This is a genomic window from Peribacillus sp. FSL P2-0133, assembly GCF_037975445.1.
Lineage (GTDB): Bacteria > Bacillota > Bacilli > Bacillales > DSM-1321 > Peribacillus > Peribacillus simplex_E.
The window spans coordinates 5,248,823-5,271,120 of the sequence record NZ_CP150254.1 but is presented as its reverse complement, the minus strand read 5'-3'; the positions used below and the strand labels follow the sequence as shown (position 1 = coordinate 5,271,120).

Genomic DNA, 22,298 nt, shown 5'->3' with positions numbered 1-22,298 from the left:
CTTAAATGAAATACGTTTGTTTAATGTTTTTGGTGCATTTTAAATGAAAATACGAATAAATATTTATGTTTATTCATTTATAGTTCGTATATAATGATTTTGAGGATATGGAGGAGGAGAGACTGAATGTATAAATCGAAAAAGATTTTATTATTGGGCTCGGGTGAATTGGGGAAAGAGGTCATAATTGAAGCACAGAGACTTGGTGTGGAGACCGTTGCTGTAGACCGCTATGAACATGCACCTGCCATGCAAGTGGCTCATCGCAGTTATGTGATCGATATGCTGGATGCGGAACAACTAAGGGGAATTGTGGAAAAAGAACAACCCGATTTGATTGTACCGGAAATCGAAGCCATCGCTACATCTGAATTAATCAAATTGGAAGAGGAAGGCTTTCATGTCATTCCGACGGCAAGAGCGGCTAAATTGACTATGGATCGTGAAGGAATCAGGAGGTTGGCTTCTGAAACCCTGGAGATTCCGACCGCAGCCTACAAATTCGCCGATACATATGAAGAATTTGTCCAAGCTGCCAAGGAAGTTGGATTTCCCAATGTCGTAAAACCGCTGATGAGTTCCTCAGGTAAAGGGCAAAGTGTGTGCCGCACGGAAGGTGACCTGGAGGATTGCTGGAGGATCGCGATGGAAGGCGGCCGGGTTCAAAATGGACGGGTGATCATTGAAGAATTTATCCGTTTTGATTCGGAAATCACGCTGCTTACTGTCCGGGCCATAAATGGTACCATGTTTTGTGCCCCAATCGGTCACATTCAGCAGGGCGGGGATTATATTGAATCCTGGCAGCCGCATAATATGACAGAAGCGCAAATCATGGAAGCGAAAAGAATTGCCCATGCTATTACGGATGAACTTGGAGGGTACGGATTATTCGGGGTTGAGCTTTTCCTTTCAGGGGATAAAGTCTATTTCAGTGAAGTTTCCCCACGTCCTCATGATACGGGACTAGTGACTTTAGTGACTCAGAATTTGTCGGAGTTTGCCCTGCATATTCGGGCGATTCTAAGATTTCCCATCCCGGAAATCAAGCTGATCAGCCCAGGTGCCAGCCGTCCATTAAAAGCGCAGGATGAGTTATCGGAATATTCTATAGTCGGTGTTGAACAGGCTTTGGCTTTACCTAATACACAAGTGCGTCTTTTCGGAAAACCTGTTACAAAGGCAGGTAGAAGGGTCGCAGTCGCCCTGTCGACTGCCGATTCAATCGAGTTGGCGAGAGTGAATGCGGCCCGTGCTTTGGAATGTTTAGTTGTAGAATGAAGTAATCGTGCAAAAAGCCCTTTGAATGGAGAGCTTCAGTTTTGTCGACAAAGGGGGGCGGAAAGGGATCGGATTTCTTTAATGTCAACTGAAACGTTGATTCCACTCCCGGCACTCGCTTTCCGCCCTAAAGAAAAATTGTAGGCTGGTCTCATCCCGAACTGTTTAAGACTAGTTTATTCCATGGTTTTTTACTCTTTTATAAAACTCCTATTAAATTGAAGAAATTTGTGACACTTCTGGCGAATAGCTAGCTAGCCGAGACTCCAAACGCGCTTGCTTTGATGAGGTTTGGCAGACAGCCGGGGGAAAGAGAGCGGATTTCTGGATAAACTGTAGGGATAGGCAGTCTGACTCTGAAGCATCCTGATAGGGTGCTTTATTTTCTTTTGTCCATTAATTTTTTAGCACTTTCAAATCACCCTGATTTGAAGAAGTTAAATGAAAGATCACTTACCCACGCTGGTGTTAACTCCGCTAAACCCTGTAACATGCCCCACTACTGGTGATTTTTCTCCAACAACCAACATCCCTCATAAAAGTGGCATGCAATTCCGTGACATGTCTCCTTTACTTTGTCTTAACAATTATCCTGCTGCATTTTTACATTGCCTTGACATTGAGTTCATCTTCTTCACCTATAGTTTAATTAAATAGAAAACATTAAAGGGAGGCTATTCATTTGAATCGCACATGGAGTAAAAAGGTATTGCCCATCACACTGGCTTCTGCATTAGCATTTGGAGGTTTATCATGGTCCGCTGCGGATCGTGTTTCGGCAAAGGATAAGACAAAAAAAGAACCGGAAATCAAGAACGTGATTTTCCTGATCGGTGACGGCATGGGTGTTTCCTATACCTCCGCTTACCGGTATTTAAAAGATAACCCTGGTACGAAGGTGGCAGAACGGACAGAGTTTGATAAATACTTGGTTGGCCAGCAGATGACTTACCCAGAAGACTCTGCACAAAATATAACGGATTCAGCTTCAGCTGCAACGGCAATGTCTTCCGGAGTGAAGACTTATAACGCTGCGATTGCAGTGGATAACGATAAATCTGAAGTCAAAACCGTATTGGAAGCAGCAAAGGAAAAAGGAAAAGCGACGGGATTGGTTGCCACTTCAGAAATCACTCATGCTACACCTGCATCTTTTGGCGCCCATGATGAAAATCGGAAAAACATGAATTCAATCGCAGACGATTATTATAATGACTTAATCAAGGGAAAACATAAAATTGACGTCCTATTGGGCGGTGGGAAGTCCAATTTTGTCCGGCCTGATGTCAATTTGACGAAAGCCTTCGAAAAAGACGGTTACAGTTATGTGACTGATAAAAATCAAATGCTTAAGGATAAAAATGAACAGGTCCTTGGTTTATTCGCTTCTGAGGGACTTCCGAAAATGATTGACCGCCCAAGTGAAACGCCTTCTTTGTCAGACATGACAAGTTCGGCGATCCAGCGCTTGAATAAAGACAAAGATGGATTCTTCCTTATGGTCGAGGGAAGCCAGGTCGATTGGGCCGGACATGATAATGATATCGTAGGTGCAATGAGTGAAATGGAAGACTTTGAAAAAGCATACAAAGCGGCCATTGAATTTGCGAAGAAAGACAAACATACCTTAGTGGTGGCTACTGCGGATCACTCTACAGGAGGATTCTCGATCGGGGCAAAAGGAATATATAACTGGTATGGTGAACCGATCAAGGCAGCCAAACGCACCCCTGACTTCATGGCGGATGCCATCGTCAAAGGGGCCGATGTTGAAAAGACGTTAAAGCAATATATTGATCAAAATGAAGTGAAGCTAACTGACGGTGAAATCAAAACGGTAACAGAAGCTGCCAAATCAAAAAATGTGACGAACGTCGATAATGCCATCGAAGCCATATTCGATAATCGGACCAATACTGCATGGACTACCGGGGGACATACAGGTGAAGATGTTCCGGTCTACGCATATGGACCATATAAAGAACGGTTTGCAGGACAGGTCGATAACACGGATCATGCCAAAATCATTTTTGATCTATTAAAGAAGTAAAAAAACTTCAGGGAGGGATTCAATGAACAGACTGATGATTGGTGCCCTGTTATTAACTGCTTTTGGTGCTCTTAATACACAACCAGCTTACAAAGAAGAAACGACAGCTAAAGAAAAAACAGAGGAAGTTGCACGACCACTGGTAAAAAAGGATGTCTATGTTCCGAATCCACAGCTTCCTGATGATATAAAATTGAATCAGATCGGTCAGAACGTTTCCGATGCAAAAGGCGAATTAACTTTGAAGGCCTATAAAAAAGTGAATGAAACAGTGAATGTTGGCCCGATCGAGGTTAAGGTCAAAGAAATGAAAGTGATGCATGCTACTCCGGATTACAGCATGATTGATTTCTTCCACGGCTATACGCATGATGAAGATTTCGATATCGTAAAAATGAACGTGGAAATCAAAAACAATACGGATAAAAAAATTAAGTTTTCCCCAGTTGCTTTCCTTGAAACGGACAGAGGAGAACATCTGACATGGGAAGATGATATCTACTTAGAAGAACTTGCTGGTGAAATAGAAGGAAACGGTTCAAAAAGCGGAAACATTGGTTTCATTCTAAATGATGGAAACATAAAGGGCATATCCGTCATGACAAGTGATGCGGTGGATGAAGAAGGGGAAGTCCTTGCAAAAGGCAAGTCAGCTGAATTCGCTTTTTAAAGAATATGTATAAATGCCTTGGAAAAATAAAATACTAGAACAAGTGATGGAGATTACTATCACTGAACGGAATATCCAAATCCTAATGATGAGGTGACACAGAATGAGCTATAAAGATCAATTAGATCCACATTCTCAAAAGTTTCACCATAATTGGACAAGACCTAAGCGTTCAAATTCTCAAGTTAATGGCCACACGCAAGAATCACAAACAAACATTATACTAAGAAGCAATGCAAAGGCTCACAGGTGGTAACGGATATTTCAGACAAAGAAGGAGGCTCCCAGCGAGTCTTCTTCTTTATATTTAATCCAAAACCGATCAAGGCATACATGGCTTTTCACTCATAATTATGATACCATTTACCTTTAAGATTGAAGTGATAAGCTTGGCGTGAAACCGGAGTTTCGATTCCGATTGAAAGTTTCACTTTATACAAATAGAGGACGTGAATTGTAATGATTAAAATTGAAATCCCTGCAGCGGATATAAGCATCAAACAAAGAAAGCAAGTTATAGAAGGAGACGAAGCTGTCATTCCTGAAATTTACGGGTTTATCGATTTTCATTTGATTCCCCGTGATAAAGGCGGCATCATCTTGTTTTACAATGAGAATGATGAACTGATTTTTGTCGGTAAGGCCCGTAAATTAAGACCAAGGGTCAAGAAGCATTTCGAGGATAATGTTTCTCCGATTAAAGAGCATCGTAATGAAGTCAAGAAAATTGACATTCTTTTAGTCGAAGACGCTATGGAACGTGAAATCTATGAAACGTACATGATCAATAAGCTTCATGCTAAATACAACGTCGACAAAGTGTTTTATAAATAAGATGTACCTATGAAAAGCTGACTGCTTATGCACTCAGCTTTTTTGTGTGCAAACTTAAGTTTACATATGTCAAAAATAATTTCGTACATTTACAGCTGCTACATGCTAGGTTAACAATGTTGGTTTATATTTAGAGTATTCCAATACATTCTCAGGAGGAAGCTATTGAAGAAAATACTTTGTAAAAAGGTGTTAGTTATCTCGATCGGGACAGTGATTGCTTTTGGGAATTTAACGTGGTCCGTGTCACAAGCTTCTAAACTGACGAAACAGAGAGAAATTGAAACTTTTGAACAAAAGACAGTAAAATCTTCAGGGTGGGAAATGGCGGAATAAGCATAGTGACCAATAATTTTTTTCTCGATTTGCAACAAAGAAAAAGAAAAATGTATTGGAAAATGAAACGTTGTTGATGATCAGCAGCTTGTCAAACGTACATTAAATGATAAAACTCAATGGAGGTTCATTACACATGATGTTATGTGTGATTGGGCTTCCATTTAATTTTTGTTTTAATTTCATGAAGAATGTCAGCACCTTTCATTTATCCGTGATTCCCTGCAGCAGTATTGAAGCAATCGTGATTAAATTTGTCAGGAAAAGTATTCGGGGGTAATTTCGAAAAAAACTTGCAAATAGTAATGATTACGTTTTATTATTAAAGGGTGTTTTTACATGAGAGATAGCTTCGGTGTTTAAATCGTAATGATTTTGATTTATGCGAAGGTATCAGGTAAAGGAGTGGGAAGCGATGGAGATGAAGAAAATTCCGGTTACGGTATTGAGTGGATACCTTGGTGCGGGAAAGACGACGCTTTTGAATCATATTCTTGAAAATAGGAATGATCTGAAGGTTGCCGTCATCGTTAATGATATGAGTGAAATCAATATTGATGCTTCTCTGGTCAAACAGGGAGGGTTTACCCGGACGGATGAAAAACTGGTGGAAATGCAGAATGGCTGCATTTGCTGTACGCTTCGTGAGGATTTAATGATTGAAGTGGAGAAATTGGCGAAGCAAGGGGACATTGATTACATCGTGATTGAATCGACTGGGATAAGCGAACCGGTACCTGTAGCCCAAACCTTCTCCTATGTTGATGAAAGCATGGGAATTGATTTAGCGGAATATTGCCGGCTTGATACGATGGTCACCGTTGTTGATGGGTATAACTTTTGGCAAGACTTCACTTCCGGAGAAACACTTATTGACAGGATGCAGGCAACTGATGCTGCGGATGGCAGGGAAGTGGTCGATCTATTAATAGATCAGATAGAGTTCGCCAATGTCATCCTGTTGAATAAAATCGATCTAATTGATGCTGAAGCCGTTGAGGAATTGAAAGCGGTTCTTCAAAAAATGAATGCGGATGCGAGGATCATCGAAACAAATCATTCCAAGGTGCTGCTAAAGGATGTATTGAATACCCATTTATTTGATTTTGAAGAGGCGAGCCAAGGAGCCGGCTGGATAAAGGAATTGAATGAAGAGCATATTCCGGAGACCCTGGAGTACGGGATTTCTTCCTTCGTTTATAGAAGGAAAATACCCTTTCATCCCGAGAGGCTAATGGAGTGGTTAGAAAACTGGCCCGTACAAGTGGTGAGGGCAAAGGGCTTCCTTTGGCTGGCATCGAGAAATGATACGGCAGGCTTGCTGTCGCAGGCAGGACCGTCATTAACCTTACAAGCAGCCGGTAAATGGATTGCAGCATACCCTGAGGAAGAACAGCACCGAATTTTAAAGGAAGCACCTGAATTATTGGAACGGTGGAATGCAGTATACGGTGACAGGATGACGGAGCTGGTGATGATTGGCATTCAAATGAATCAACAGGAAATCGAAACTGAATTAGATCAATGCTTATTAACGGAAATCGAGTTGCAGCAGGATTGGTCTCTGTATGAAGATCGATTGCCTGCATTTACGGAAATCGTTCATTAAAAAACGTTAGGAGGAAACAAAAATGAGAGTAAACATTACTTTAGCATGCACAGAATCAGGGGATCGAAATTATATCACGACGAAAAACAAGCGGAATAACCCGGACAGGATCGAATTGAAAAAGTACTGTCCGCGATTAAAGAAACACACGCTACACCGTGAAACGAAGTAATTTTGAGGTTTAAATCGTAATGATTATGTTTTATCGAAGAGATGGATGTAAAAGGCGGGAAGTTCATGTTGGAATGGATTATTATTGGCGGAGGCATTCGAGTATGATGATGGCTGCATTGTACGGAATTCTTTGCAATGCCATATTTACGTTCTCCATCCATACAATTGGTGAACATGCTCCCGATATCGAGGAATATATCGGGAGCAAGACAAACAGCGGAACGAATTGTGAATAGTTTATAGAATCTATAAAAAAAAGATCTTTAAAAAGGAGAATATAAATGGCGAAAAAATCCAAGGTGATAAAAGCGGAAAAACAGCTGGCAATGGTCAAAAAGTATGCACAACTTAGAAAGGAATTGAAGGAGAAAGGGGATTATGCCGCATTGGCCAAACTCCCGCGTGATTCCTCGCCGACAAGGGTCCACAATCGTTGTGGAGTAACGGGGAGGCCCCGTGGATATATGCGCAAATTCAACATGTCACGTATCGTTTTTAGGGAGCTTGCTCATAAAGGGCAACTGCCGGGTGTCAAGAAGTCAAGCTGGTGAAGCGGGGAGGTGAAAGGTGATTTAATAGTCTTTCTTTCATTCACTTTTTATGGAAATCATTCATAAGAAAAGGAGCCTATGTTGAACAAGGGCTACTGGTAAAAAAAGGGTTTTTAACTGTAAACTTTGTTGAACATTGACGAAGCGGCTTTTAAAGTGAACGTTAAAAAAGCAGAAGTCTCTAAGACTCTGCTTTTTACCTTTGGAAAAATTCAATCCACTCTTTTTCCGGGCCATATACGTAGAAATAGCGATAGCCATTTGGAAGGGTGACTATCTCTTCATCAATCAGCTCAGTGTTATCCAAGCTTTTGATCCGGGCATATTCTTCCTCGATATCATCCACGGTAATGGCAAAATGGTGGATCGTTGCTTCGGATGGCAGTGTGTCGCTATATCCCTGAATCAATTCTATTTCTGTTTCGTCCGACTCTTCGTAACCCAGGAATGCCAGTTCGATTACCCCATTAGTATGAGTGATGCGTGCTTTTAATTTTAAATCCAGCACATCTTGATAAAAGGCGATGGATTTTTCAAGATCTTTTACAACGACGCCAATGTGATCGACCCTTTTCACAGCCAAGAAATCTTCCTCCTTCATTATATCCAGATGCAAAATGCTAATATTAGTATATATAAGATTATTCGGAATTAAATTACATTTTTATAGGCGTTTTTAGATGATTTTTTAAATGATGTTAATATAGGGAAAGTATTGGTGAATACTGAAAAATGATAAATGGCTTATGTTATAATATTTTTCTTCCATAATTTTTCTTGATAGATTTTATTCTTGGAAAGAATGAAATTAAGCATTTTCCAGGGCCAAAATTTGTTTCTAAATGGAATAGTCGATATACTTATTGAAACAACTCCATTATTAATGGATATGAAAGGAGAGGTAGTATGGGAAAAATTCGTGAAGGTGAAGTTTTCACCCTTACTGATGACAGCGATGAGGGCCATGAAGTTGAGGTTTTAGGATCATTGGATGTAGAAGGAACGGAATATGTAGCAGTAGGTTTGCTTGAGGATATTGAAGAGGATACAGATGAAGATATCGATATTTTCTTTTTCAGGGTCGAAGGCGAAGGTGAACTGCTCGATATCGAATCGGATGAAGAGTTCGAAAAGGTATCATTGGCGTTTGAAGCGGCATTTGAAGCGAAAGAATGACAAGATAAAAGACGGCACATTGTGTGTCGCCTTTTTTTATGTATAAAGAAAGTATCGGCCCCGCCTTCGCCAAATACCATGATAGCCACGCGTGCTATCCAGCCTTACTTAAGTATAGGGTTGTATTATTGATAGGACGTGTACTATCTATGAAGATTTTGTTAATAAACGGAGTATTTTTCCATCTCCAAGACATAGGATAAAAAAGTGGAGGTGATGGGATGGCCGTTGTTAAGCACACTGATGCCGATATTGCCTTATTGGCAAGATTGCTTAGGGCGGAAGGTGAGGGTGAAGGTGATCAAGGCATGTTGATGATCGGTAATGTAGGGGTCAATCGGATTAGGTCGAATTGTTCCGATTTCATAGGGTTGAGGACGATTCCAGATATGGTTTATCAGGAGCATGCCTTTGAAGCTGTACAGAAGGGGTATTTTTATCAGCGGGCAAGGGATAGGGAAAAAAGGCTTGCACGCCGGAGCGTAAGTGGTGAAAGGCTATGGCCCTCGAAATTTAGCCTATGGTACTTCAGGCCACCGGGAGATTGTCCGGAAACCTGGTATAATCAGCCCCTGGTTGGGCGTTTCAAGCTTCATTGCTTTTATGAACCAACAGGTACAGAATGTCCGAACATTTATAATACATTTTAAGGAGGAGGCTGAACCTTATGGAGGTTTGGCCTCTTTGTGCATCAGTCTTTAACTAGGAAAAATCATATGATAAAACTGGCAAATGATTTACTGATACTGTAAAATTGAGACTGTAAATTTCCGGATAAGAAAGGAATAAAAAATTGATGAGTAAAAGGCTTATTAATTATGGACAAGGGCAAATGGGAGTACAGCCGGAGGATAATACCGAGAAATTTATGTCTTTCATGGAGAACAACCCGGACGCCATTTCCATTGTTGATCTGGAAGGAAAAACCCTTCAAGTGAATGCAGCTTTTGAAGAGTTTTTCGGTTGGACGAATGATGAGCTCATTGGCAGTCCGTTTCCTATTATTCCTGATTTCTTGAAGGAATCAGTCAATGAATTGCATGACCAGATTAAGGCAGGGGTACAAAAGAAAGGCTTTGAAACGGTCAGGCTAAGGAAGGATGGCCAGTTAATCGATGTAAGCATCTCCCTGTTCAATATTCGGGATGATGAAAATGAGCCGTGCGCTCTGGTTTTCGTTTATCGGGATATCACGAATCAAAAACTTGCTGAAGCTGCCTTGAAGGAAAGTGAGCAAAGGTATCGCAGTTTAGTGGAGGTGTCACCTGAAGCGATTTTTGTACATCGCAATGGGATCATCGAGTATATGAATCCCATGGGGGCAAAAATGCTTGGGATGGATAGTGTGGAAGATATTATCGGTAAATCGGTTTTTCAGTTCGTTCACCTGGAGTCCCGGGAAAGTGTACAAAGAAGAATCGATATCATGAGAGATGATCATCAGGCGGTTGGTTTACTGGAACAAAAGTTCATTCGACTTGACGGACAAGTATTTTATGGAGAAACACTCGGTCTTCCGATTATTTATAAAGGTCAACCGGCCATACAAGTATTCTGCAGGGATATTACGGAGCGTAAAAAGACCGATGAGATGCTCTGTAAATCCAATATGTTATCAGCGGTAGGACAGATGGCTGCGGGTATCGCGCACGAATTAAGAAATCCATTAACTACGGTCAAAGGATTTTTACAATTATTAAGGGAAAATCCTGAGCAAAAGGACTATCTTGAAATGACGGTCAGCGAAGTGGAAAAAATTGAAACCCTGGCCAATGAATTTTTAAGTTTAGCAGAGCCTGAAGCGAAGGTTTGTGAATACATCCAGCTTAACGATATATTGGATAGTGTGATTACGTTAGCCGAGTTACAAGCGATTTTGAATGATGTTGAAATCATCAAGGAATATAATACGGATTCGGCATCTGTCTTTGGCGAACCGAATCAGTTAAAACAAGTATTCACGAATGTCGTCAATAATGCGATAGAAGCCATGCCGAATGGCGGCAAACTTCATATACAGTTACACCATGGAGGAGACTCTGCGATGATCCGATTCATTGATTCAGGCTGCGGAATCTCAAATGAGCGCATGGAGCATCTAGGGCAGCCTTTTTATAGCATATCTGAAAAAGGAACGGGGTTTGGGCTCATGGTCAGTACTAAAATCATCCATGAGCATAATGGGGAAATTCATTTCAGCAGCGAAGTGGGAGAAGGGACGATTGTAGATATCAGTCTTCCCATCAATGAAAGTTCACAATGAAAGTGACGAGAAGCCATGCTCTCGTCACTTTTTTGGTTTATAGCTTAACGATCGTCCTGCCTCTTGCTTCCCCTTTTAATAGGGTAGGAAGGACGTCAGGCAATTCTTCAAGTGTAATTTCCTGTTGAATGAGCTGTTCTAATTTTTCGAGTTTAAAGTCGGTGGCAAGGCGATGCCAAACTTTCAATCTTGTATCCATCGGGCAATTGACCGAATCGATCCCAAGTAGATTAACCCCTCTTAGGATGAATGGAAAGACGGTGGCTGGCAGGCTTGTACCAGCTGTCAATCCGCTGACCGCCACAGCTCCGCCATACTTGATTTGGCTAAGGACTGAAGCTAACGGTTCACCGCCGACGGGATCTACCGCCCCGCTCCACTTCTGTTTGCCCAGTGCCCGCAGCTTGCCATTAAATACATCTTCACGCGATACAATGGTCGCCGCGCCGATTTCCTTCAAATATCCATGTTCCGAATCTTTTCCTGTACTCGCCTCAACGGAATAGCCAAGTTTGGAAAGGATCGAGACTGCGAAACTGCCGACCCCGCCAGTTGCACCAGTGACGAGAACGCTCCCTTGCTCAGGGGTGAGGTTATTTTCTTCCAGTCGCAGAACCGATAAGGCTGCAGTGAAACCGGCCGTTCCGATGATCATCGCCTCTTTCATTGTAAGGCCATCAGGAAGCGGGACGATCCACTCTGCAGGAACGCGGGCAAATTGACTATAGCCCCCTGATTGGGAAACGCCAATCCCGTAGGAGGTCGCAATGACTTCGTCTCCTTCTTTAAAGCGGGAATCCTCAGATGAAACGACAACACCAGCCATGTCAATTCCCGGAACGATCGGATAGCTGCTGACAATGTTTCCATTTGGAATTGCTGCAAGGCTATCTTTATAGTTCACACCGGAATAATGAACACGGATGAGCACTTCCCCTTGAGGTAGATCATCAAGTGATAGTTGCTGAATGTTAACGGTGAATTGATCATCTTGCTTGTTCACGACTAATGCATCAAATTGCTGTATCATGGTTCGTTCCCCCTTATAATAATGAATCTACCCCATTATAAAAGAAAAAATATAGGAATGTATAATGATACAATTCGAAATAAGTAGCGCTTGCTTTTCTTTCTGCTTCTAAAAATGGTACTATTAGATTTGATTCAGTTCAGTTCATATTAAAGGAGATGTTTTACATGGCTAAAAAAGGATACATACTTATGGCAAATGGAGAAAAGATCGAATTCGACCTTTTCCCGAACGAAGCACCGAACACAGTGGCTAACTTCGAAAACCTGGCAAACACAGGTTTTTATAATGGTGTAGTCTTTCACCGTGTCATCCCTGGTTTCGTAAGCCAAGGCGGAGATCCAACAGGTACAGGTGCAGGCGGAAGCGGCAAGCAAATCAAATGTGAAACAGAAGGCAACCCTCACAAACATGAGGCAGGAAGCCTATCGATGGCACATGCCGGAAAAGATACAGGCTCAAGCCAATTCTTTATCGTGCACGAACCACAACCGCATCTTAACGGTGTTCACACAGTATTCGGTAAAGTGACATCTGGACTTGAAACAGCTAAAGCTATGAAAAATGGCGACAAAATGGAAAAAGTCGAAGTTTTTGACGCTGAATGATGAAAGCGAAAAGAGGGGGCATTATGCTCCCTCTTTCTTTTTGCACTGTTCATGAGTGAAAACAGGGGAATGATAGAGTCATTTTGGCGTCATGCTTTCAGTGAAACGATATTCGACCTCTGTCAAGGTTTCCGAAATACTCCATAATCTTTTCGAGGTTTCTTCATTATATAAGGAATCGATGATATCGTCTTTTCTCGGAAAGCCTTTTCTGCTCTTCTTTCCATCGGGTCCGATATACTCCCCGCCTGTTAATGTAGGTTCCGTTGCGGCATAAAGGGTAGGCAATGCTCCCATACTCGCCGGCTGGGTGATGGTTTTCGAAAGAAAATGCACGAATCTATTTATGGGTTTGCCAGATCCGCGAGACATGAGATTAGTATGGGAAAGGCCCGGATGACAGGCAATGCTCATCGGGTTTGTATCATGCTGGTTGAATTTATTCTGTAATTCGCGGGCGAAGAGCAGATTGGCCAGCTTGCTTTGCCCATAGTATTTCATTGGTTTATAACCGTTTTCACCATTTAGGTTTTCGAAGTCTATAAATCCATTGATGGCGGCCAAGCTGCTCAATGTGACCACACGTGATTTTGGCGTAGAAAGGATACGCGGAAGAAGGAGTCCTGTCAAAGCAAAATGACCGAGATGATTGCTGCCGAATTGCAGTTCGAAACCATCTTTCGTCTTACTGTATGGCGGAATCATCACACCTGCGTTATTGATGAGGACGGATAGAGAGTCATAGTTTTCCTGAAAGGAATCAGCAAAATGCCGAATGCTGCTTAAATCACTTAAATCCAGCTGCATCACGTGTACAGTTGCTTTAGGATGGACCGATAAGATTCTATCGACTGCCTTTTCACCCTTCGAAGCATTCCGGACTGCAAGGGTGATCTCTGCCCCCTTACCGGCCAGTGCAAAAGCCGTTTCGAAGCCAATTCCACTATTTGCACCAGTAATCACAATGGTTTGCCCCGATACATCTGCCATTTCTTCGCCATTCCACTTTTCAATCATCCAATCACACCTTCCGACACAGTCTATATCTATCATATACCCAAATAATTCCTATATGTCACATTCTGTGGCGGGAACATGTGCTGTATTTTATTTTTTAAAAAAAATTAGCCGCCCATTAAATAATCCATTATATTTTTCAAGATCAGAATGACGGTTACTATGATAAATAATACCCTTACATAGGCCACTCCCTTTTTAATGGCGAATTTAGATCCGGCCAATGCACCTGCTATCATGGAGATCCCCATCGGTATTCCATAGGAAAAGTTGACGGTATCAAGGAATATGAACATGATCAGTGCTGCCAGATTGCTTCCGAAGTTCAAAAATTTTGCATTTCCTGCAGAGTGCAAAAAATCAAAGCCAATCATTAAAAAGGCAAACAGAATGAAAGATCCCGTTCCAGCGCCCAAAAACCCATCATAAAAACCAATGGCAAATATAGCTAACGCAAATAGTGCAGCCTTTTGCCATGTGAGTTTATGGTAAGTCGATTTCTGTCCCCAGTCCTTTTTAAAAAAGGTATAAATGGCAATAGCTATTAATAGGACCAAGATCATTGGCTTTAATAATTCAGGCGAGACGAAATTAACAACCCAAGCGCCTAGCAGGGAACCTATGAAAATCAGTGGAAAAAGTTTGGAAACCAATCGAAAATCAACCTTACCTGAGCGAATGAAGGCAATGGTACTTGTTAAAGACCCCATGGAACTTGCTAGCTTATTCGTTGCGATCGCTTGAGAAGGGGGAAGTCCTGAAAATAATAAAGCGGGTATGGAAATCAGGCCCCCGCCGCCTACCACAGAATCAATGAATGCTGCCAAAAATCCGAAAAACATCAGCAGCAAGAGTGTTGAAATATGTATTTCCTCCATCCAAGAAGCCTCCGTATCAATGGCGTTATGGCTGAAATGCTTGTTATGCTCAAGCCATAACCCAAGTTTTTCTTTTAGTCACTATTTAAATAGTAACTAATAAAACCCGTTCTGTAAATAAGAACATTATGAGTCATACCATTTGAAATCGAATAGATTTCGATAAGAGATTTGGTATGATAGGCATATAACTTACTAAAAGCACTAGGAGGTACTATGCAAGATATCATTCAAAAACTACAGTCTCTCGGGTTTAGTCAATATGAAGCAAAGGCTTATGTTTCTTTGGTTCGCCAAGGTCCAACCAGTGCCTATCAAGTAAGCAAGGAATCAGGAATTCCCAGGGCCCGCATCTATGAAATATTAAATGGACTGCAAGAAGAAGGAATCGTCTTAAAAGAGGAAATCAATGACTCGATACAATATTCACCGCTACCAGTCGATGTGTTTCTGGAATCTGTCCAATCAAAATGGAACGATACCTATCAATCCATCAGCCATACACTGAAACAATTCGAGAAAATCGAACCGATGTCCGACAATCGTGTAATGACGCTTAAGGGTGAAGGGCACATCCTTTCCTTTTGCCGTACTTTGATTCAAAAAGCCGAGAAAAGGGTGGTGGTTTCCTTATGGGACGAGATGTATGGAAAACTTGAACAAGAGCTAAAAGGGATTGCTGCGCATTGCACTCTCAAGGGGATTGCATTTCAGGTTGAAAAACCATTATCAGGTATAGATATACATCGCAAAACAAGCTATGTGGAAAATATCGGAGAAAACAAATGGTTCATCTTATCCATCGATGGCAAGGAGACGATTTACGGCCCTTCTCCGGAAACGAGAGAAACGGCGTTCTACACAGATGATCCCATTCATATCAATTTTCTCGAAAATTACATTTGGCATGATATCCTCGTTAACCGCTTGGTTAAAAAGGATGAAGAAGATACCGAGAATTGGATTTCAAGTGAAAGAGAACGTTTTTTCTCCCTATAAGAAAAAAAGCTGATATCCCCATTGCAGGGAATATCAGCTTTTTTATATTTGTACCAAAGTGTCATTCGGATAAAAGGGTTTTAGGAAATCTAATGGCCGTGGGCAAGCTGGATTTATCTCGATAAGACCTGTAAGACACAATCGGATGATTATGCGCTTGAACATCCAATTGGAGAATCTGTGAGCTTTTCATTTCCAAATAGTACGTAACGTCTTCTTTTTGTAAATGATAAAAAGAAAAAGGTATCCCTAAAAGGTTTTTCCTGATTAGTTTTGTTTCAGGCTGATTGATGATGTGCTCACTCAATTCCGCTATCGTAACAGGGGTTGTTCCTGTAAAGGCTGTTATTTTTTCTTTTGCATAATCGACTGCATGGCTGAAGGTGACGGCAAGATTCTTCAACATTCCGTTCATGGGGGGCATCTCCTTTTAATTAGGCTATGTTTGTAGTATGGTGCGTGGCTAATGCTTTATGCAAAAAAATACGCATTGATGATATAGAATTGACACTTTATGAACATGATTAAGAAGTGTGCATCGAAATCAAAAAGGGCAATCAAGGAAGGACAGAGAAAATGTCAATGAAGGTCAAATCATGAAGAATAAAAAAATTTATATAGGCCTGCTTTTCATCGCAATCCTCGCTTTTTCAATATTGTTCATTCAGTTGAATATCAATGTGAATTCCAGAGTGGAAAAAGGGAAAGACGCCGAAGCGGATAGCCATGAGAAAATAGAACAATTGCTGAAAAAAATGACGCTTGAAGAAAAAATCGGGCAGCTTATGATGGTCGGTTTCAAGGGAACTGAAAAGGGCAATGAAATTACGGAACTTATCGAACAAAAACATATAGGAGGCGTCATTTATTTTGACCGCAATATGAAATCACCTAAACAAGTGGCCAGGTTATCCAATTCGCTTCAGCAAACGGCCAATCAAAGTACACATTCGCTTCCGTTGATGGTGGCCATCGATCAGGAAGGAGGGGACATCATCAGGATGAAGGAAAGGGTATCGCCACTCCCTGCCCAACAGGATCTTGGAAAAAATGCCTCTATTGAAGAAGTGTACAAAGTTGCCAAATTGAATGGAACAGAACTTGGATCCATGGGGATTAACATTAATTTCGCCCCTGTACTAGATCTATCGCAAACGGATAAACGTTCATTTGGGAAAGATCCCGAAAAGGTCTATCAATACGGAAAGAAAGCCATTCAAGGCTTGAACGATGTATCGATAACTGGTGCATTGAAGCACTTTCCTGGAAACGGACGCAGCGAAATCGATCCGCATGTCGAAACATCCTCCGTGGAGGCAAACCAACTGGATCTGGAAAATTCGGATATTTATCCTTTCAAGAAAATCATAAGTGAAATGGATAACCAAAAGTTTTTCGTGATGGTGACCCACATTAAATATCCAGCCTATGATAAAGAAAAACCAGCAAGCCTTTCTAAAATCATCATAGAAGAACTGCTTCGTGGGAAACTCAAATATGAAGGACTTGTCGTTACCGACGATTTGGAAATGGGTGCTGTGAACAAGTATTACTCCTATGAAGAGCTGGGGAAGCAGGCAATCCTTGCAGGAGCTGATTTATTACTTGTCTGTCATGAATATTCCCATGAGCTTGAAGTATATAACGGATTACTCCAAGCAGTGAAAGCAGGGGAAGTTCCAATCGATAGAATTAACGAGTCAGTGAAAAGAGTGCTGACATATAAACTTTACAATATGAAGCAAAAGAAAGCTGACCCGGATCAAGCTGAAAAAGTGGTGAAAAATCCCGAAAGCATAAAGTATATTGAAAGCCTGGGCGATGATGAATAAAAGCGAAACTACTCTCTCAAAAGGATGCTTTTGTTTAAATCAGCTGATAGAGGGAATACTATATATGACTAACTTGAAGGAGGAAACTAACATGCCATCAAACAAAATGCTTGGAACCGTCCTGATAGGAACAGCCGCATTTTTAATGCGCAATAAGAAAACCCGTGAAAAAACCATGAGTCAAATAAGGTCCTTAGCGACACCGGAAACCATTGATAAGGTTAAGAGCCAATTCCAATCAATAACCAAAACTAAATCAAGTAACCCATCCGTACGTTAAGGTGGAATAACCCCATTAAAAGTTTTAATGAGACCTGACTGTAAATTAGTGAAGAACTAGTTTACAGTCATTTTTTTCTTAAAAAAAGTGCCAGTTGATTTCAGAAATCCGCTCCCTTTCCGCCGACTGTCTGCCAAGTCTCATCAAAGCAAGCGTCTGTGTCGCACATTTCTTCAACCTTGAGAGGGTTCATTCGTATAATAAAATCATGGTTCGGGGTGAGAGCATCCCGAACTTTCTTTTGTCGTCAAGCTGTCCCCATTAAGTAGTTCTTAATGGGGCTTTTTAATTGCTTAACATCCTTTTAGTGAACGATTAAAACCCAGCAGTGAATTCATCAAGCCGGTAAAAGGAAAAAGGAAAAGCACCCGTTTCTTTCGAAAACCTTGGAAAGGTTTTTCAAAAGTACAAGTGCTTTCATGAATGGTCAATGATCATTCAGCTTCATCTTCACCGTCATTTTCTTTATTGAACCAAAGCGGATCCTCATTATCGACTTCACCATTATAATTAATCAGGATTTCTTCTCCTGCTTTTATGTCGGTGTAAGCAAAGAAATCAAACGTATGATTCTTGAAGTTTATGTCATACGTAGCGTTGGGTGTATAAGAATGATTAAACAGCATGCCATAACCTAAAAGCATGGCAGTATGGTTAATTCCATATTCAAACGCATAATCAGCCAGCAATGTCTTCTCTATGAAAACATGCTCCTCGTTCGGATAAGCAATGACAGGTGCCTCATGCAAAAGCTCACCTTTTTTAATGTCTCGTGTTGCGAATACGCCTCTATTGAACTCACCATCACTGAGTGTGGAAGTTTTAACTTCAATCATGTTCGTCACCTACTTGTTCTATTCAATATAGTCCAGATCATCTAAGCTTGACAGTTAATAAGAAGAAAAGCAACTATTTTACGGAATTAATCAATTTTAGCAAACGGCACGATTGTTTTTTATTGAGGCTCTACCGGTACCGTAGGACGGAATTTGTCACATGAAGGACGAAAAAAGGTAGCGAACGGCTGAAATAATCGGGAGAGCCCCGATTATCCATTACAATAAAAAAACACCTCCGCTAGAAGTGAAGCTAGGGAGGTGTCGGTCATATAGGTAAATCCCTTAATTCACACCGACAGCTGTAAAGGCATTTTTGACAGCTGTGACTTCTGCACTGCTAGAACCGTATAAATCAGAGGCCGCTTGTACGACTGCCGCCCTGGCTTGTGAAAATGTCGACGAGGAAGTTAAATAAATCGTGTTTGCCCGGTAAAAGATGGTTCCCAGTTTATCGATGCCAATCCCGGATACGCTCACACCATGGTGAGTTCCGCCGGCAGAAATCAAATAGGCCGCCTTATTGATGATTCCACTGTTCGTGTGGACTCCGCCGTTATCACCCGTTCCCGTATAGCGGTTCGAATAATGGTCAGGGTCACCATTCAATGTAGGATTGGCCATTGAACGGAGTGCATCACCGGAAATGTTAGGTGTGTAAATATCTTCTCCGACCAAATAATCGGCTTTGGCACTTTGGTTCTTGAATTCGACGACGGTGCCAAATATATCAGAAATCGCTTCATTCAAAGCACCGGATTCATTCTGATAGGTAAGGTTCGATTCCGAGGAAGTCACGGCATGCGTCAGTTCATGTGCAACGACATCCAGACCGCCGGACAATGGGATGAAAGTCGTGCCATCTCCATCACCGTAAACCATTTGGGTGCCATCCCAGAATGCATTATTGTATCTTGAGCCATAATGAACGGTTGATTTCAGGATGGTTCCATTTCCATCATAAGAGTTCCGTCCAAATGTGGATTTATAATAATCATAGGTTTTACCTGCATAATAATGGGCATCAACCGCAGCTTTATCGGTAGAAGTAGTGAAAGCATTTGTCGTGTTGGAAAAGAGTGTACCAGGCAATTTTGAACGGTTATTGGCATTATAAGTGTAGATGCCTTTACCGCGTGTATTGTCCTGTAAATAGTATCGGCCGCTGGATAAGGTAGTGTTCAATGACACGGTATTGTTTAAGACGCCGGTGCCCGTTCCGACGGAATTGGTCCCCGTCACTTCATCTAGTGTATTAAATTTATTCAGGATTTTACCTGTCTTGACTGATATGAAATAATTATGATTTCCTGGTTCAGGACTTAAGAATTTCAAATTGACTTTATATACATAATCGGCCTTGCCTTCATTTGCGTATACATATAGGTCAGATTCAGGTGATTGTTCGTAGGCAGGAGTGTACCCAAGATCCGCTTCAGCTATTTTGATAGCTTCGGATTTACTGATGCCTTTTTTAGCCTTTTTCCCTAATTTCGTGTTTAGATTGGCTTCAACCGTACCGGACACGACCGTCAATACACCTTTAGTATCAATCAATACCGCTTGTGTGGAATTCCATACAGGTACGCCTTTATAGGTTTGTTGCAATTTAAGGACGGTATTGCCTAGTTCATCCTTGCTTTCTTTCTGGATCGTGAAGGAGTCTTTCGCCTTTTGCTTTTCTAGCTTGTAAGACTTTTTGTTTTCATCAAAAAAGGTAAGAATGATATCTTCTGCAGTTTGCTTCGATGGGTCCGTAAGTTTCCCAGACTTGAATTCTAGCGAATCCTTATGCTTATTGTACTTTTCAACACTCAACACATTTTTTGCCGCTAAAGCTTCTTGATGGGGAATGGCAGAAAATAATAGACCGAGAGATAGTGCAGTTCCTAAAAATACCTTACCTTTCATAACACTCAACTCCTTCATGAGAATAACCTCATTTTTGCATCGTTTCATATTATTTACAAATGGAGAAAACTCGTAAAAAATATGACATTTAAAGGAATAAAATGGAGAAAAATGGATTTTAATAGAAATATTCTCTGAATATATTCTTTTAGTAATATTTGGAATGTATTTAAATTGAACCAAATGAATAAAAGTGCAAAAAAACATGGCATAATGTGCAAAAAAACGTGGCGTAAAGTGCAAAATATTTTGTCTATTGAGGGCGTTTTTTTTGATAATTTGTTGAAATATTGCGTTTTATAATTTTGGCATGAAAATTGCATATATTCAGAAAAGGAATTCGAATTGTAAATTAGATCTATTTGAAGTCTATGAAATAGGAAAATTTATTAAATGGATTTCCCATATATGAAAGCGCTTATATAGAAAGGGATGAAAAATTATGATACCAAAACAAGAACATGACATCGTTCAACATCCTCCGCAGCAAGAAGGACAAGAACTAAAGCGCGGTTTAAAATCCCGCCATTTAACGATGATTTCCATTGGCGGGGCTATTGGCACCGGGCTGTTTCTTAGCAGCGGGGCAGCCATTCATACAGCTGGGCCAGGCGGCGCATTACTTGCATATGCCTTAGTTGGGGCAATGGTTTACTTTGTGATGACGAGCTTAGGGGAACTGGCAGCCTTTATGCCGACAAGCGGCTCATTCAGTACCTATGGAACGAAATTTGTCGATCCGGCATTTGGTTTTGCCTTGGGATGGACGTATTGGTTCAATTGGTCGATGACGATAGCGGCAGAGTTGGCAGCCTCGACAATGATCATGAAATTCTGGTTTCCGAATAGTCCATCATTGTTATGGAGTTCATCATTCTTGGTGCTCATTTTCCTATTGAACTATTTATCCGTTAAAGGATATGGGGAAGGGGAATACTGGTTTTCCTTCATAAAAGTAACAGCCATCGTTATTTTTATAATCGTCGGGCTGCTAATGATCTTCGGCATTATGGGCGGCGAAGCAGTAGGTTTTAAAAACTTCACCGTCGATGACGCTCCTTTCCCGGGTGGGTTCATGGGTGTCTTCATCGTGTTCATAGCAGCTGGCTTTTCTTTTCAAGGTACCGAAATTGTCGGTGTGGCTGCCGGGGAAAGTGAAGATCCTGCACGGAATATACCGAAGGCCATTAAAAGTGTCTTCTGGAGAATCTTGCTCTTTTACGTATTGGCGATCTTTGTAATAGGGCTGCTTATCCCTTATACGAACTCAAGTTTACAAGGTGATAACGTCATGGTAAGCCCATTCACGCTCATTTTTGAAAAAGCTGGAGTGGCCTTTGCCGCTTCGCTTATGAATGCCGTCATTTTAACAGCGGTATTATCTGCAGGTAACTCAAGTCTATATGCATCAACGCGTATGTTATACTCAATGGCAAAAGATGGACAAGCACCGCGTATTTTTGCAAAACTTAATAAACGCGGAGTACCGGTTGCAGGCATGATTTTGACATGTTCCATCGGCATGCTGGCCTTTTTAGCCTCCGTATTCGGTGATGGTAAAGTGTATATTTGGTTAATGAATGCCATTGGAATTACAGGATTTATCTTTTGGCTCGGCATTTCCATCAGTCATTACCGTTTCCGGAAAGCATTCATCGCTCAAGGCCATTCATTGGAGAAGCTGCCATATAAGGCATTATGGTTCCCGATTGGACCGATCTTTGCCATTTTAATTGGGATGATCGTCATCCTGTCCCAAAATATCCAAGCATTTTTCTCAGACCAGATCGATTGGGGCAGTGTTATAGCTGCATACCTTGGAATCCCGCTTTTCCTTGGTCTATGGTTTGGCTATAAACTGGTAAGAAAAACTAAATTCGTTAAACTTGATGAAGTAAAATTTGACTTTGACAAAAAATATGAATGAACAAGCGTAAAGTAAAATCAGCCGGACAATGTAGTT

General features: G+C 41.2%; 25 protein-coding genes. 18 read left to right on the top strand and 7 right to left on the bottom strand.

From position 1 onward, the window contains the following. Positions 1-126: 126 nt before the first annotated feature. From purT to rpsN, 10 genes are all read left to right on the top strand, one after another. Entirely contained in the window at positions 127-1,281 is a 1,155-nt protein-coding gene (gene purT / locus MKY17_RS25485) for a phosphoribosylglycinamide formyltransferase 2 (protein ID WP_098372290.1), read from the top strand. Between the two features lie 682 nt (positions 1,282-1,963). Then, positions 1,964-3,331, top strand: a complete 1,368-nt coding sequence (locus MKY17_RS25480) for an alkaline phosphatase (protein WP_098372291.1) — start codon at positions 1,964-1,966, stop codon at positions 3,329-3,331. Between the two features lie 22 nt (positions 3,332-3,353). After that, positions 3,354-4,001 (top strand): DUF4352 domain-containing protein, encoded by a 648-nt coding sequence (locus tag MKY17_RS25475; RefSeq protein WP_098372292.1) that lies wholly within the window; start codon positions 3,354-3,356, stop codon positions 3,999-4,001. Between the two features lie 103 nt (positions 4,002-4,104). Further along, entirely contained in the window at positions 4,105-4,257 is a 153-nt protein-coding gene (locus MKY17_RS25470) for a YpzG family protein (protein ID WP_076368068.1), read from the top strand. A gap of 197 nt (positions 4,258-4,454) precedes the next feature. Further along, entirely contained in the window at positions 4,455-4,835 is a 381-nt protein-coding gene (locus MKY17_RS25465; RefSeq protein ID WP_170946990.1) for a nucleotide excision repair endonuclease, read from the top strand. A 165-nt stretch (positions 4,836-5,000) separates the two neighbouring features. After that, positions 5,001-5,171 (top strand): hypothetical protein, encoded by a 171-nt coding sequence (locus MKY17_RS25460; RefSeq protein WP_179891107.1) that lies wholly within the window; start codon positions 5,001-5,003, stop codon positions 5,169-5,171. 415 nt (positions 5,172-5,586) lie between these two features. Next, positions 5,587-6,780 (top strand): GTP-binding protein, encoded by a 1,194-nt coding sequence (locus tag MKY17_RS25455; RefSeq protein WP_286177131.1) that lies wholly within the window; start codon positions 5,587-5,589, stop codon positions 6,778-6,780. Between the two features lie 22 nt (positions 6,781-6,802). Further along, positions 6,803-6,952, top strand: coding sequence for a 50S ribosomal protein L33 (gene rpmG, locus MKY17_RS25450; RefSeq protein WP_034310390.1), 150 nt, complete (start codon positions 6,803-6,805; stop codon positions 6,950-6,952). Positions 6,953-7,055: 103 nt separating this feature from the next. Beyond that, positions 7,056-7,190, top strand: coding sequence for a hypothetical protein (locus MKY17_RS25445; protein WP_286177132.1), 135 nt, complete (start codon positions 7,056-7,058; stop codon positions 7,188-7,190). A 45-nt stretch (positions 7,191-7,235) separates the two neighbouring features. Then, the gene (rpsN, locus tag MKY17_RS25440) at positions 7,236-7,505 is read left to right on the top strand and encodes a 30S ribosomal protein S14 (protein ID WP_098372293.1); all 270 of its coding nucleotides are present in this window, start codon (positions 7,236-7,238) and stop codon (positions 7,503-7,505) included. Between the two features lie 196 nt (positions 7,506-7,701). Here the strand turns inward: rpsN and MKY17_RS25435 are convergent, their stop codons facing one another. After that, complete coding sequence (locus tag MKY17_RS25435; protein ID WP_098372294.1) at positions 7,702-8,106, bottom strand: VOC family protein; 405 nt, start codon at positions 8,104-8,106, stop codon at positions 7,702-7,704. 305 nt (positions 8,107-8,411) lie between these two features. On the opposite strand from MKY17_RS25435, the gene MKY17_RS25430 reads away from it, so the two are divergent. The 3 genes from MKY17_RS25430 to MKY17_RS25420 all read left to right on the top strand — a co-directional run bounded on the left by MKY17_RS25430 (position 8,412) and on the right by MKY17_RS25420 (position 10,944). Next, positions 8,412-8,681 carry a DUF1292 domain-containing protein gene (locus MKY17_RS25430; RefSeq protein ID WP_034310405.1) on the top strand — a complete coding sequence of 90 codons (270 nt, stop codon included), beginning with the start codon at positions 8,412-8,414 and terminating at the stop codon, positions 8,679-8,681. A gap of 221 nt (positions 8,682-8,902) precedes the next feature. Then, on the top strand, positions 8,903-9,331 hold the full coding sequence (locus tag MKY17_RS25425) for a cell wall hydrolase (protein ID WP_098372295.1): 429 nt from the start codon (positions 8,903-8,905) through the stop codon (positions 9,329-9,331). Between the two features lie 146 nt (positions 9,332-9,477). Further along, positions 9,478-10,944: a PAS domain-containing sensor histidine kinase gene (locus MKY17_RS25420; protein ID WP_098372296.1), complete on the top strand. Its 1,467-nt coding sequence runs from the start codon at positions 9,478-9,480 to the stop codon at positions 10,942-10,944. Positions 10,945-10,981: 37 nt separating this feature from the next. Here the strand turns inward: MKY17_RS25420 and MKY17_RS25415 are convergent, their stop codons facing one another. Next, a complete protein-coding gene (locus MKY17_RS25415) occupies positions 10,982-11,974 on the bottom strand; it encodes an acryloyl-CoA reductase (protein WP_098372297.1) in 993 nt (330 codons plus the stop codon). A gap of 167 nt (positions 11,975-12,141) precedes the next feature. Between MKY17_RS25415 and MKY17_RS25410 the strand changes: the two genes are divergently transcribed. Continuing rightward, positions 12,142-12,582 carry a peptidylprolyl isomerase gene (locus tag MKY17_RS25410; RefSeq protein ID WP_063234129.1) on the top strand — a complete coding sequence of 147 codons (441 nt, stop codon included), beginning with the start codon at positions 12,142-12,144 and terminating at the stop codon, positions 12,580-12,582. Positions 12,583-12,660: 78 nt separating this feature from the next. On the opposite strand, the gene MKY17_RS25405 is transcribed toward MKY17_RS25410, so the two are convergent. Next, on the bottom strand, positions 12,661-13,599 hold the full coding sequence (locus tag MKY17_RS25405; RefSeq protein WP_098372298.1) for an oxidoreductase: 939 nt from the start codon (positions 13,597-13,599) through the stop codon (positions 12,661-12,663). A gap of 107 nt (positions 13,600-13,706) precedes the next feature. After that, positions 13,707-14,477: a TSUP family transporter gene (locus MKY17_RS25400; protein ID WP_098372299.1), complete on the bottom strand. Its 771-nt coding sequence runs from the start codon at positions 14,475-14,477 to the stop codon at positions 13,707-13,709. 216 nt (positions 14,478-14,693) lie between these two features. Here MKY17_RS25400 and MKY17_RS25395 point away from each other — a divergent pair, with 216 nt between their 5' ends. After that, positions 14,694-15,476, top strand: coding sequence for a helix-turn-helix domain-containing protein (locus tag MKY17_RS25395; protein WP_098372300.1), 783 nt, complete (start codon positions 14,694-14,696; stop codon positions 15,474-15,476). A gap of 61 nt (positions 15,477-15,537) precedes the next feature. Here the strand turns inward: MKY17_RS25395 and MKY17_RS25390 are convergent, their stop codons facing one another. Next, a complete protein-coding gene (locus MKY17_RS25390) occupies positions 15,538-15,891 on the bottom strand; it encodes a hypothetical protein (RefSeq protein WP_098372301.1) in 354 nt (117 codons plus the stop codon). Between the two features lie 181 nt (positions 15,892-16,072). Here MKY17_RS25390 and nagZ point away from each other — a divergent pair, with 181 nt between their 5' ends. Together nagZ and MKY17_RS25380 are read left to right on the top strand one after the other, a co-directional pair. Further along, positions 16,073-17,308, top strand: a complete 1,236-nt coding sequence (gene nagZ / locus MKY17_RS25385) for a beta-N-acetylhexosaminidase (protein WP_098372329.1) — start codon at positions 16,073-16,075, stop codon at positions 17,306-17,308. Between the two features lie 91 nt (positions 17,309-17,399). Next, positions 17,400-17,588, top strand: a complete 189-nt coding sequence (locus MKY17_RS25380; RefSeq protein ID WP_098372302.1) for a hypothetical protein — start codon at positions 17,400-17,402, stop codon at positions 17,586-17,588. 434 nt (positions 17,589-18,022) lie between these two features. Here MKY17_RS25380 and MKY17_RS25375 read toward each other — a convergent pair whose 3' ends face one another. Both MKY17_RS25375 and MKY17_RS25370 read right to left on the bottom strand, forming a co-directional pair. Beyond that, the gene (locus tag MKY17_RS25375) at positions 18,023-18,424 is read right to left on the bottom strand and encodes an SET domain-containing protein (protein ID WP_034310428.1); all 402 of its coding nucleotides are present in this window, start codon (positions 18,422-18,424) and stop codon (positions 18,023-18,025) included. Positions 18,425-18,709: 285 nt separating this feature from the next. Continuing rightward, positions 18,710-20,335 carry a M4 family metallopeptidase gene (locus tag MKY17_RS25370; protein ID WP_098372303.1) on the bottom strand — a complete coding sequence of 542 codons (1,626 nt, stop codon included), beginning with the start codon at positions 20,333-20,335 and terminating at the stop codon, positions 18,710-18,712. A gap of 442 nt (positions 20,336-20,777) precedes the next feature. Here MKY17_RS25370 and MKY17_RS25365 point away from each other — a divergent pair, with 442 nt between their 5' ends. Further along, on the top strand, positions 20,778-22,262 hold the full coding sequence (locus MKY17_RS25365; protein ID WP_098372304.1) for an amino acid permease: 1,485 nt from the start codon (positions 20,778-20,780) through the stop codon (positions 22,260-22,262). The last annotated feature ends 36 nt before the right edge of the window (positions 22,263-22,298 follow it).

Bases quoted from the DNA above. Each gene is read 5' to 3' on its own strand.
- MKY17_RS25445 (WP_286177132.1), top strand. From the start codon at position 7,056: ATGATGATGGCTGCATTGTACGGAATTCTTTGCAATGCCATATTTACG.
- MKY17_RS25395 (WP_098372300.1), top strand. From the start codon at position 14,694: ATGCAAGATATCATTCAAAAACTACAGTCTCTCGGGTTTAGTCAATAT.
- MKY17_RS25420 (WP_098372296.1), top strand. From the start codon at position 9,478: ATGAGTAAAAGGCTTATTAATTATGGACAAGGGCAAATGGGAGTACAG.
- purT (WP_098372290.1), top strand. From the start codon at position 127: ATGTATAAATCGAAAAAGATTTTATTATTGGGCTCGGGTGAATTGGGG.
- MKY17_RS25470 (WP_076368068.1), top strand. From the start codon at position 4,105: ATGAGCTATAAAGATCAATTAGATCCACATTCTCAAAAGTTTCACCAT.
- MKY17_RS25435 (WP_098372294.1), bottom strand. From the start codon at position 8,106: ATGAAGGAGGAAGATTTCTTGGCTGTGAAAAGGGTCGATCACATTGGC.
- MKY17_RS25375 (WP_034310428.1), bottom strand. From the start codon at position 18,424: ATGATTGAAGTTAAAACTTCCACACTCAGTGATGGTGAGTTCAATAGA.
- nagZ (WP_098372329.1), top strand. From the start codon at position 16,073: ATGAAGAATAAAAAAATTTATATAGGCCTGCTTTTCATCGCAATCCTC.
- rpmG (WP_034310390.1), top strand. From the start codon at position 6,803: ATGAGAGTAAACATTACTTTAGCATGCACAGAATCAGGGGATCGAAAT.
- MKY17_RS25400 (WP_098372299.1), bottom strand. From the start codon at position 14,477: ATGGAGGAAATACATATTTCAACACTCTTGCTGCTGATGTTTTTCGGA.
- MKY17_RS25410 (WP_063234129.1), top strand. From the start codon at position 12,142: ATGGCTAAAAAAGGATACATACTTATGGCAAATGGAGAAAAGATCGAA.
- MKY17_RS25475 (WP_098372292.1), top strand. From the start codon at position 3,354: ATGAACAGACTGATGATTGGTGCCCTGTTATTAACTGCTTTTGGTGCT.
- MKY17_RS25425 (WP_098372295.1), top strand. From the start codon at position 8,903: ATGGCCGTTGTTAAGCACACTGATGCCGATATTGCCTTATTGGCAAGA.
- MKY17_RS25405 (WP_098372298.1), bottom strand. From the start codon at position 13,599: ATGATTGAAAAGTGGAATGGCGAAGAAATGGCAGATGTATCGGGGCAA.
- MKY17_RS25430 (WP_034310405.1), top strand. From the start codon at position 8,412: ATGGGAAAAATTCGTGAAGGTGAAGTTTTCACCCTTACTGATGACAGC.
- MKY17_RS25380 (WP_098372302.1), top strand. From the start codon at position 17,400: ATGCCATCAAACAAAATGCTTGGAACCGTCCTGATAGGAACAGCCGCA.
- MKY17_RS25370 (WP_098372303.1), bottom strand. From the start codon at position 20,335: ATGAAAGGTAAGGTATTTTTAGGAACTGCACTATCTCTCGGTCTATTA.
- MKY17_RS25365 (WP_098372304.1), top strand. From the start codon at position 20,778: ATGATACCAAAACAAGAACATGACATCGTTCAACATCCTCCGCAGCAA.
- MKY17_RS25415 (WP_098372297.1), bottom strand. From the start codon at position 11,974: ATGATACAGCAATTTGATGCATTAGTCGTGAACAAGCAAGATGATCAA.
- rpsN (WP_098372293.1), top strand. From the start codon at position 7,236: ATGGCGAAAAAATCCAAGGTGATAAAAGCGGAAAAACAGCTGGCAATG.
- MKY17_RS25455 (WP_286177131.1), top strand. From the start codon at position 5,587: ATGGAGATGAAGAAAATTCCGGTTACGGTATTGAGTGGATACCTTGGT.
- MKY17_RS25390 (WP_098372301.1), bottom strand. From the start codon at position 15,891: ATGAACGGAATGTTGAAGAATCTTGCCGTCACCTTCAGCCATGCAGTC.